Raw genomic sequence first — 7,405 nt, 5'->3', positions numbered from 1 at the left:
GCCGTGGAAGTTCAGCCTGCGCGAGGGCGCCAAGGGCGTGCAGCTTGCAGAACTCGCCCAACAGAGCTGGCAAGAACGTCGATGGGTCGATGTGCCGAAGCTGAGCCAGTGATAGGGAGATAGGATCATGACAAGAAGCCTTCGCCTGCCAACCGTCGGTGGCACGCTTGCCGACTTCACGATCAGCAATGCGCCTCTGAGCGCTCCGGAAAAGCCGGCCGGCGGCCACAGGTTCAATCGTGTTGCCTATGCCGCCGCTCATATTGTCGTCGACCCACTGGCAGATAACGATCCCTGGCTCGATCGCAATATCGACTGGGAGCGCACGATCGCGTTCCGCGAATATCTCTGGGATCTCGGCCTCGGCGTGGCGGAGGCCATGGACACGGCGCAGCGCGGCATGGGCCTCGACTGGGCCGGCGCGAAGGAACTGATCGCCCACGCACAATCGGCAGCCCGCAACAGGTCGGATTCGCTGATTGCCTATGGCGCCGGCACTGACCATCTGCAGCCCGGGCCGGGTGTGACGATCGACGATGTCATTCGTGCCTATGAAGAGCAGATTGCTTATGTGGAAGGGCAGGGCGGTCGGATCATTCTGATGGCGAGCCGTGCGCTTGCCGCTGCAGCCAAGAGCCCGGACGATTATATCCGCGTCTATGATCGTATCCTCGGACAGGTGAAGGAGCCTGTCATGATCCACTGGCTCGGCTCGATGTTCGATCCGGCTTTGGCGGGGTATTGGGGATCGGCTGACGATCTGCGGGCAATGGACACTGCCGTCGCGATCATCAACCAGAACGCTGCCAAGGTCGATGGCGTGAAGATTTCGCTGCTCTCGGCCGAGAAGGAAATCATCATGCGCCGCCGGCTCGATCCGGCCGTGAAGATGTATACGGGCGATGACTTCAACTATGCAGAACTGATCGCCGGCGATGAGCAAGGCTATTCGCACGCACTGCTCGGCATCTTCGATGCCATCGCACCGGCAGCAAGCGCCGCCCTGGCGAAGCTCGCCCAGAACGATCTCGATGCCTTCCATCAGATCCTGGCGCCGACCGTTCCGCTGTCACGCCATATCTTCAAGGCGCCAACGCGCTTCTACAAGACCGGTGTCGTTTTTCTAGCCTATCTCAACGGCTTTCAGGATCACTTCCAGATGCTTGGCGGCCAGCAGAGTACGCGTTCGATCCAGCATCTCTCGGAGCTCTTCCGGCTCTCGGATGCTGCCCGCGTCCTGCGTGACCCGGACCTAGCGGTGCGGCGGATGAAGACGATCCTTGCCACGGTCGGCATCGATTAACGGACGAGGGATCGGGGAGGATCGCAGCAATGGCCGTAGAAGGTCTATCCATCAATCTGGCGACGGTGCGCCAGCAATACGACATGCGCCAGGCGGTGGAAGCCTCCCTGAAGCAGGATATCGTCGCGATCGCGCCATGGCGCGATCAGGTGCACAAGATAGGGCTTTCGGAAGCCGCAAAAATCGTCGCTGACAACAAGCTCAAGGTCACAGGCCTCTGCCGTGGCGGCATGTTCCCTGCCGCAAGCGTCGAGGGCAGGACGGCTGCGATCGACGACAACAAGCGCGCGATCGATGAGGCGGCGGCGCTCAATGCCGATTGCCTCGTGCTCGTCGTCGGCGGTTTGCCTGAAGGATCGAGAGATATCCTGCATGCCCGCGAGATGGTGGCGGACGGCATCGCGGCGATATTGCCGCATGCCCGCAGCGCCGGCATTCCGCTGGCGATCGAGCCGTTGCATCCGATGTATGCCGCCGACCGCGCCTGCGTGAACACGCTGGAACAGGCGCTCGACATCTGTGACCTGCTTGGTGACGGCATCGGCGTTGCCATCGACGTCTACCATGTCTGGTGGGACCCGAAGCTCTATGAGCAGATCGCGCGCGCCGGCGCCGGCGGTCGAATTCTCGCGCATCACATCTGCGACTGGCTGGTCCCGACCACCGATCTGCTGCTTGATCGCGGCATGATGGGCGATGGCGTCATCGACCTGAAAGCGATCCGTGCCGAGATCGAGAAGGCAGGCTTTTTCGGTCTGCAGGAAGTGGAAATCTTCTCTCAGAATAATTGGTGGAAGCAGCCCGGCGAGGAGGTTTTGTCTACCTGCGTCGAGCGTTTCCGCACCGTTTGCTAGGCGAATGCAGCTGACAGCAATCGAGCATAAAAAAGCCGGGCCATGATTTGGCCCGGCGATATTTTCAAAGCATAAACTCGATGGCTTATTCAGCCGAAACGATCTTGCCGCCTTCCCACTTGTAGAGTGAGAAGCTCTGCGAGGTGAGGTCGCCGGTTTCGCCGTAGGTGACCTTGCCGATTGCGGTATCGACAGGCTCGCCCTTCTTCAGCGCAGCGCCGACGGCTTCGGCGTCATCCGCCTTGCCAGCCTTTTCGATGCCGGCCTTGAGGACCTGAACGGCGGCATAAGCGTTGAGCGTGAAGGCTTCTGCCGGAATGTTGCGGGCCTTCAGGGCTGCAACGGCGCTCTGCGACGCCGGGTTCTTCAGGGCGTCGGCTGCGTTGGTAAAGATCGTGCCGGCCGCGGCGTCGTTGGCGATTGCCCAGTATTCGGTGTTGGACAAGCCGTCGCCGCCGATGATCTGAGCCTTGACGGAGATGTCATGCAGCTGGCGAGCCAGCAGGCCTGCTTCCGGGTGGTAGCCACCGAAATAGATCACTTCGGCACCAGCCTGCTTCAGCTTTGCCGTCAGCGAGCTGTAGTCCTTTTCGCCAGGGGTCAGGGAGTCGTTGAGGACCTCGGTCACGCCGCCCTTGTTGAGGGCTGCCTTGAAGGCGTCCGCCAGACCCTTGCCGTAGGCGCCCTTGTCGTTGAGGATGGCGATCTTCTTGTCCTTGAAGTTCTTCACCACGTATTCGCCGGCAACGACAGCCTGCTGGTCGTCACGACCGCAGGTGCGGAAGACGTTGGTCAGGCCGCGATTGGTCAGGTCCGGAGCGGTTGCTGTCGGCGTGACCATCAGGATGCCGTTTTCGGCAAGCGCATCGGAAACCGGAATGGCAACGCCCGAGGTGACCGGGCCGACGACGTAGCGGATGCTGTCGCCAACGAAGCCGTTGGCAACCGAAACGCCCTGCTTCGGATCGCCGGCGTCATCGCCGAGCTTCAGAACGAGCTTCTGGCCGAGAACGCCGCCGCTCTTGTTGATTTCCTCGATGGCGGTCTGCGCGCCGTTCTTGACCTGCTCGCCATAGGCGGCGACCGGACCGGTCAGCGGTGCGATAAGGCCGATCGTGATATCGGCATGTGCGAGAGGTGCAAAGGCCAGCGAAGCGACGAAGGTCGCGGCCGTCAATGTCTTCAGACTCATATTATCTCTCCTTGGATGGGCGCGGCAGCGCCCTTTGAACCCGCCCAATCGCCTGTCTCGACGCGCAAACTGCCGTAAGGCGCTTCTCCTAAAGAAGACAGAACTGACATCGAAGCCGATGACCCGCTTTCGGACATTTTTGACCTCGAAAGCGTTCATAAGGGTATTTTCTGTAGGAATATTGCGACGATTCCGCAAGAAAATAACCGTCGCGAAGACAATTTTGACGATTTTTCGCGATTTTTCGTCGAGGGATGGTTGCTATAATATTACAGGCAGTGGTTGCGAACCGAGGTTGCTACTCGCAAAATCTCGAAACGGTAGCAGAAGCTCACCCCTACACTCCATCGCGCCATGCCTGCCGATAGCGAATCAGTCCGGCCAGCTCGGAACGGACCGGCTTATTCCCTGCAGCAATCGGCGGGCGGATGCCGGTCAGCAGCGCGGCGCCCTGGCTGGTTCCCGTCGAGCCCGCCAGAGCGATGACGTCGGTATTCGTCAGTGCGGACAATACCACGAGATAGGGGCGATTGAGCGCAAAGGGCCCTTCGACGAAGATCGGTCCCTTGGCGCCGATCAGGCCGAGGCAGGCTTCCGTCATCAAGGCAAGATAGAGGTTCACGGCTGCGAGACGTTCGGCATCCGTTGCCGAGGCATCGCCGATCCAGCGCATTTTTTTGCCCGGGAAGGGTCCGGAGCCTTCGACGACGTTGGGCAACAGCATGATGCCCTTCTCGATCGTGGCTTGAAGAGCGGCCTCGATTGCCTCCGGAGTTGCGGTGCCGATTTGCGCGGCCAGGATCTCGAATTCGCGGCCACCCATGAAGCGGGAGGAGGGCACGGCGCGGCCGTAGGCATCGACATTGGCAAGGGCATCGCGTTGCGGATCTAGATGCAAGAGATCGCCGCCGACCGCGAAGTTGATCACCCATGTTCCCGTCGACACAACGGCGAAAGGCGCTTCATTCTCGACCAGATGCGGCAGTAGCGAGGCGTTGGAGTCATGGATGCCGCAATAGACCGGGACGGGCGCCGCAAGCCCGATATCTGCGGAAAGCGCCGGCAGCACCGGCCCGAGCGCATCGAAGGCGGAGCGAACCGGCGCCATCAGAGTACGAATGCCGAGCGTGTCCATGAGGGAGGAATAGGTTCCCGTGGTCGGATTCCAGAGATCCGTATGGCAGCCGAGCGAGGTCACCTCATTGGCGGCGACACCGGTCAGGCGCAAGGCCCAATATTGCGGATAGGTAAGGATCGCCGCGACGCGGGCGAATTCCTCGGCAAACGTGCTCTTCTGATAGTGAATCTGCGCGCCGACATTCAACCCGCCGGATAACCGTGGTGAAAAGGTTTCGGCAAAGGCCGGGCGCAACTGCCTATAGGCATCCTGTATGGCTTGCGGATAGAGATGCTCGTAATCGAGCACCGGCAGGGCAAGGTGCCCGTCTGCATCGAGCAGCACCGCCGAGGCGCCATGCGTGGTGATCGATATGGCATCGAAGCCAGGCGCCGTTGCAAAGCCCTTCAACGCGCCGATGATGAAATCCCAAAGCCTGTCGACATCGTAGTGCGGATAGGGGCTGGTCTTCAGCACGCCATTGCTCGTCTTGACGACGGCGATTTCGCCACCGGTTTCGGCATCGAGTACCACGACCTTGGCGTTGGTCTTGCCGATGTCAATGACGGCAATGCGGCGATAGGCTGATACGGCACTCATGGCAGATGGAAGACCGTGACGAGATCGCTCTGGACCGGCGAATTGTCGGGATTGGTGGCCATGATGTCTGACATGTGCGCCCACCATCTCTTCATGACGGGATGGCCTGGCAGGCTCGCCAGTCTATGATCCCTCGGGCGCGTCAGAACACCGAAGAGAGTGTTCGTCTCGCGGTCGAGATGGATGGAATAGTCGCTGGCGCCGGCCTCATGCAGCAGGTCCACTAGGTCGGGCCAGATCTCGTCATGGCGTTTCCTGTATTCCGCCTCCATGCCAGGATTGAGCTTCATCTTGAAGGCGTGGCGTTCGAGGGCTGCGGTCATTTGGAACTCATGGTCCTGATGCGCCTTGCGACGATCGGCAGGGCGATGGTGATGATGAGGAGGAGGCCGATGAAGATCGACATGACGATGCCGGGAACGTTGAGCAGGCCGAGGCCGAAGGTGACGAGGCCCATGACGAAGGCGGCGATGACGACGCCGCCGATCGTGCCGGAGCCGCCGAGGATCGAGACGCCGCCGAGCACCACCATGGTCACCACTTCGAGTTCCCAACCGAGTGCGATCGACGGGCGTGTGGAGCCGAGCCGCGAGGTCAGGCAGACAGCGGCAATGCCGCTCATCAGGCCGGTGAGCAGAAACAGGATGAACTTGACCCGCTCGACGGGAATGCCGGAGAAGCGTGCGGCGAAGTCATTATTGCCGATCGTATAGACCTGCCGGCCGAAGTTCGTCGCATGCAGCAGGATCGCGAAGACGATCGCCAGCACGATGAACAAGACGAATTCGAAGGAGAAGACCCAGAAGACATAGCCCTGGCCGAAATAGGCGAAACTATCCGGATAATTGCCGTAGGCCTGATCGCCGAGCACGATGTAAGAGATGCCGCGAAAGAGGCTCATCGTGCCGATGGTGACGACGATCGACGGCAGCTTCATTCCGGAGACGAGGAAGCCGTTGAACAGGCCGCAGAGCAGCCCGACCCCAAGCCCTATGGCGACAAGCCCCACCGTATCGACGCCGACCTGCGCCGCAGCGCCCATGGCCGTCGAGGCAAGCGCGATGATAGCCGCGACCGAAAGATCGATTTCACCAGCGATGACCAGGAGTGCCATGGCAAAGGCGATCATCGCCTTTTCGGTGAAGTTGAAGGTGGCATCGGAGAGATTGAAAGGATCGAGGAAATAGGGCGAGGCCAGCGAGTTGAAGATGAAGATCGCGACGGCGACCCCAAGCAGTAGCGTCTCCCAGCTGGCGAGGATGCGCTTGAACGGTGTTCCCAAACGGTCCGGAATGGCGCGCTTTTCCGTCGGTGCTTGCGAAACGGTGCTCATGCGCTTGCTCCATGGCTGGCGGTGTCCTTCGCCGCCTGATCCCTGAGAATGATGCGGCCGCGATTGCGCTCGCGCCGGGCATTGAAGACGACGGCAAGGATGATGACGGTGCCCGAGATCGCCATTTGCGTGAACGGTGAGATGCCGATGACCGGAAGGGCGTTCTTGATAACGCCGAGGAAGAGTGCGCCGAGCACGGCGCCCGCCACTGAGCCGACGCCGCCGGCAATCGAGATGCCGCCGATGACGCAGGCCGCAACACTATCCAGTTCGAAGCCGTTGGCGATATCGACATAGGCGACGGCATATCGCGATACCCAGAGATAGCCGCTGAGGCCGGCAAGCGCGCCCGAGAGGACGAAGGCGAGGAATCGCGTCCAGCCGACGTCGATGCCGGCATAGACGGCTGCGACCGGATTGCCGCCGCTGGCATAGGTGGAGCGGCCGAACCGCGTGTAGCGCAGCACGAAATACATGATCAGTACGATGGCGATGCCGATCCAGGCGAGCACCGGCAGGCCAAGCAGCGGCGTGCGCGGCACGCTGAGGAAGTTCGGGGTGAACTGATGCGCATTGACCCAGGCGCCGCCGGAGAGCACGAAAGCCATGCCGCGATAGATGGTGAGCGTGCCGAGAGTGACGACGATCGGCGGGATTTCCAGCGCCCAGACGAGATAGCCGTTGATGGCGCCGAGGACCGCACCCATGGCGATCGCCGTCAAGACGAGAACGATCAGCGGCAGATCGGGATAGGCAGCGTTCAGCATCGCTACGGCCATGCCGGTGAAGGCGAGGTTCGCGGCGACGGAAAGATCGATCGACTTCGTCAGGATCACGGTCATCTGCGCCAAGGCGAGGATGATGAGGATCGACGTGTCGTTGAAGATATTGGCGAGATTGCCGGGCTCGGCAAAGCCGGCAGCGCGCGTTGCGAAGCCCGCGATCATCACGATGATGATGACGAAGAGCAGCGTTTCTCGTCTTTTGAGGATGCGCGGCATCCGGC

General features: G+C 61.0%; 7 protein-coding genes. 2 read left to right on the top strand and 5 right to left on the bottom strand.

The window, feature by feature from the left end; genetic code table 11:
* The first annotated feature begins 127 nt into the window (after nucleotides 1-127).
* Both A6U86_RS18350 and A6U86_RS18345 read left to right on the top strand, forming a co-directional pair.
* A complete protein-coding gene (locus tag A6U86_RS18350; protein WP_068393898.1) occupies nucleotides 128-1,303 on the top strand; it encodes a dihydrodipicolinate synthase family protein in 1,176 nt (391 codons plus the stop codon).
* Between the two features lie 29 nt (nucleotides 1,304-1,332).
* Nucleotides 1,333-2,157: a sugar phosphate isomerase/epimerase gene (locus tag A6U86_RS18345; RefSeq protein WP_068393897.1), complete on the top strand. Its 825-nt coding sequence runs from the start codon at nucleotides 1,333-1,335 to the stop codon at nucleotides 2,155-2,157.
* A gap of 85 nt (nucleotides 2,158-2,242) precedes the next feature.
* Here the strand turns inward: A6U86_RS18345 and A6U86_RS18340 are convergent, their stop codons facing one another.
* The 5 genes from A6U86_RS18340 to A6U86_RS18320 all read right to left on the bottom strand — a co-directional run bounded on the left by A6U86_RS18340 (nucleotide 2,243) and on the right by A6U86_RS18320 (nucleotide 7,400).
* Nucleotides 2,243-3,349 carry a branched-chain amino acid ABC transporter substrate-binding protein gene (locus tag A6U86_RS18340; protein WP_068393895.1) on the bottom strand — a complete coding sequence of 369 codons (1,107 nt, stop codon included), beginning with the start codon at nucleotides 3,347-3,349 and terminating at the stop codon, nucleotides 2,243-2,245.
* 337 nt (nucleotides 3,350-3,686) lie between these two features.
* Nucleotides 3,687-5,066: an FGGY-family carbohydrate kinase gene (locus A6U86_RS18335; protein ID WP_068393892.1), complete on the bottom strand. Its 1,380-nt coding sequence runs from the start codon at nucleotides 5,064-5,066 to the stop codon at nucleotides 3,687-3,689.
* Complete coding sequence (gene rhaM / locus A6U86_RS18330) at nucleotides 5,063-5,389, bottom strand: L-rhamnose mutarotase (protein ID WP_068393891.1); 327 nt, start codon at nucleotides 5,387-5,389, stop codon at nucleotides 5,063-5,065. The genes A6U86_RS18335 and rhaM overlap by 4 nt, the downstream gene beginning before the upstream one ends.
* Nucleotides 5,386-6,399 carry an ABC transporter permease gene (locus tag A6U86_RS18325; RefSeq protein WP_068393889.1) on the bottom strand — a complete coding sequence of 338 codons (1,014 nt, stop codon included), beginning with the start codon at nucleotides 6,397-6,399 and terminating at the stop codon, nucleotides 5,386-5,388. Before A6U86_RS18325 ends, rhaM begins: the two co-directional genes overlap by 4 nt.
* Nucleotides 6,396-7,400 (bottom strand): ABC transporter permease, encoded by a 1,005-nt coding sequence (locus A6U86_RS18320; protein ID WP_068393888.1) that lies wholly within the window; start codon nucleotides 7,398-7,400, stop codon nucleotides 6,396-6,398. Before A6U86_RS18320 ends, A6U86_RS18325 begins: the two co-directional genes overlap by 4 nt.
* Nucleotides 7,401-7,405 lie beyond the last annotated feature (5 nt).

This window comes from Rhizobium sp. AC27/96 (assembly GCF_001692325.1).
GTDB lineage: Bacteria > Pseudomonadota > Alphaproteobacteria > Rhizobiales > Rhizobiaceae > Rhizobium.
The sequence above is the reverse complement of the archived record's forward strand: the minus strand, read 5'-3'. Positions and strand labels throughout refer to the sequence as shown.

What these genes read in the sequence shown, in the direction of transcription:
- A6U86_RS18350 (WP_068393898.1), top strand. Translation starts at nt 128, where the DNA reads ATGACAAGAAGCCTTCGCCTGCCAACCGTCGGTGGCACGCTTGCCGAC.
- A6U86_RS18320 (WP_068393888.1), bottom strand. Translation starts at nt 7,400, where the DNA reads ATGCCGCGCATCCTCAAAAGACGAGAAACGCTGCTCTTCGTCATCATC.
- A6U86_RS18345 (WP_068393897.1), top strand. Translation starts at nt 1,333, where the DNA reads ATGGCCGTAGAAGGTCTATCCATCAATCTGGCGACGGTGCGCCAGCAA.
- A6U86_RS18335 (WP_068393892.1), bottom strand. Translation starts at nt 5,066, where the DNA reads ATGAGTGCCGTATCAGCCTATCGCCGCATTGCCGTCATTGACATCGGC.
- rhaM (WP_068393891.1), bottom strand. Translation starts at nt 5,389, where the DNA reads ATGACCGCAGCCCTCGAACGCCACGCCTTCAAGATGAAGCTCAATCCT.
- A6U86_RS18340 (WP_068393895.1), bottom strand. Translation starts at nt 3,349, where the DNA reads ATGAGTCTGAAGACATTGACGGCCGCGACCTTCGTCGCTTCGCTGGCC.
- A6U86_RS18325 (WP_068393889.1), bottom strand. Translation starts at nt 6,399, where the DNA reads ATGAGCACCGTTTCGCAAGCACCGACGGAAAAGCGCGCCATTCCGGAC.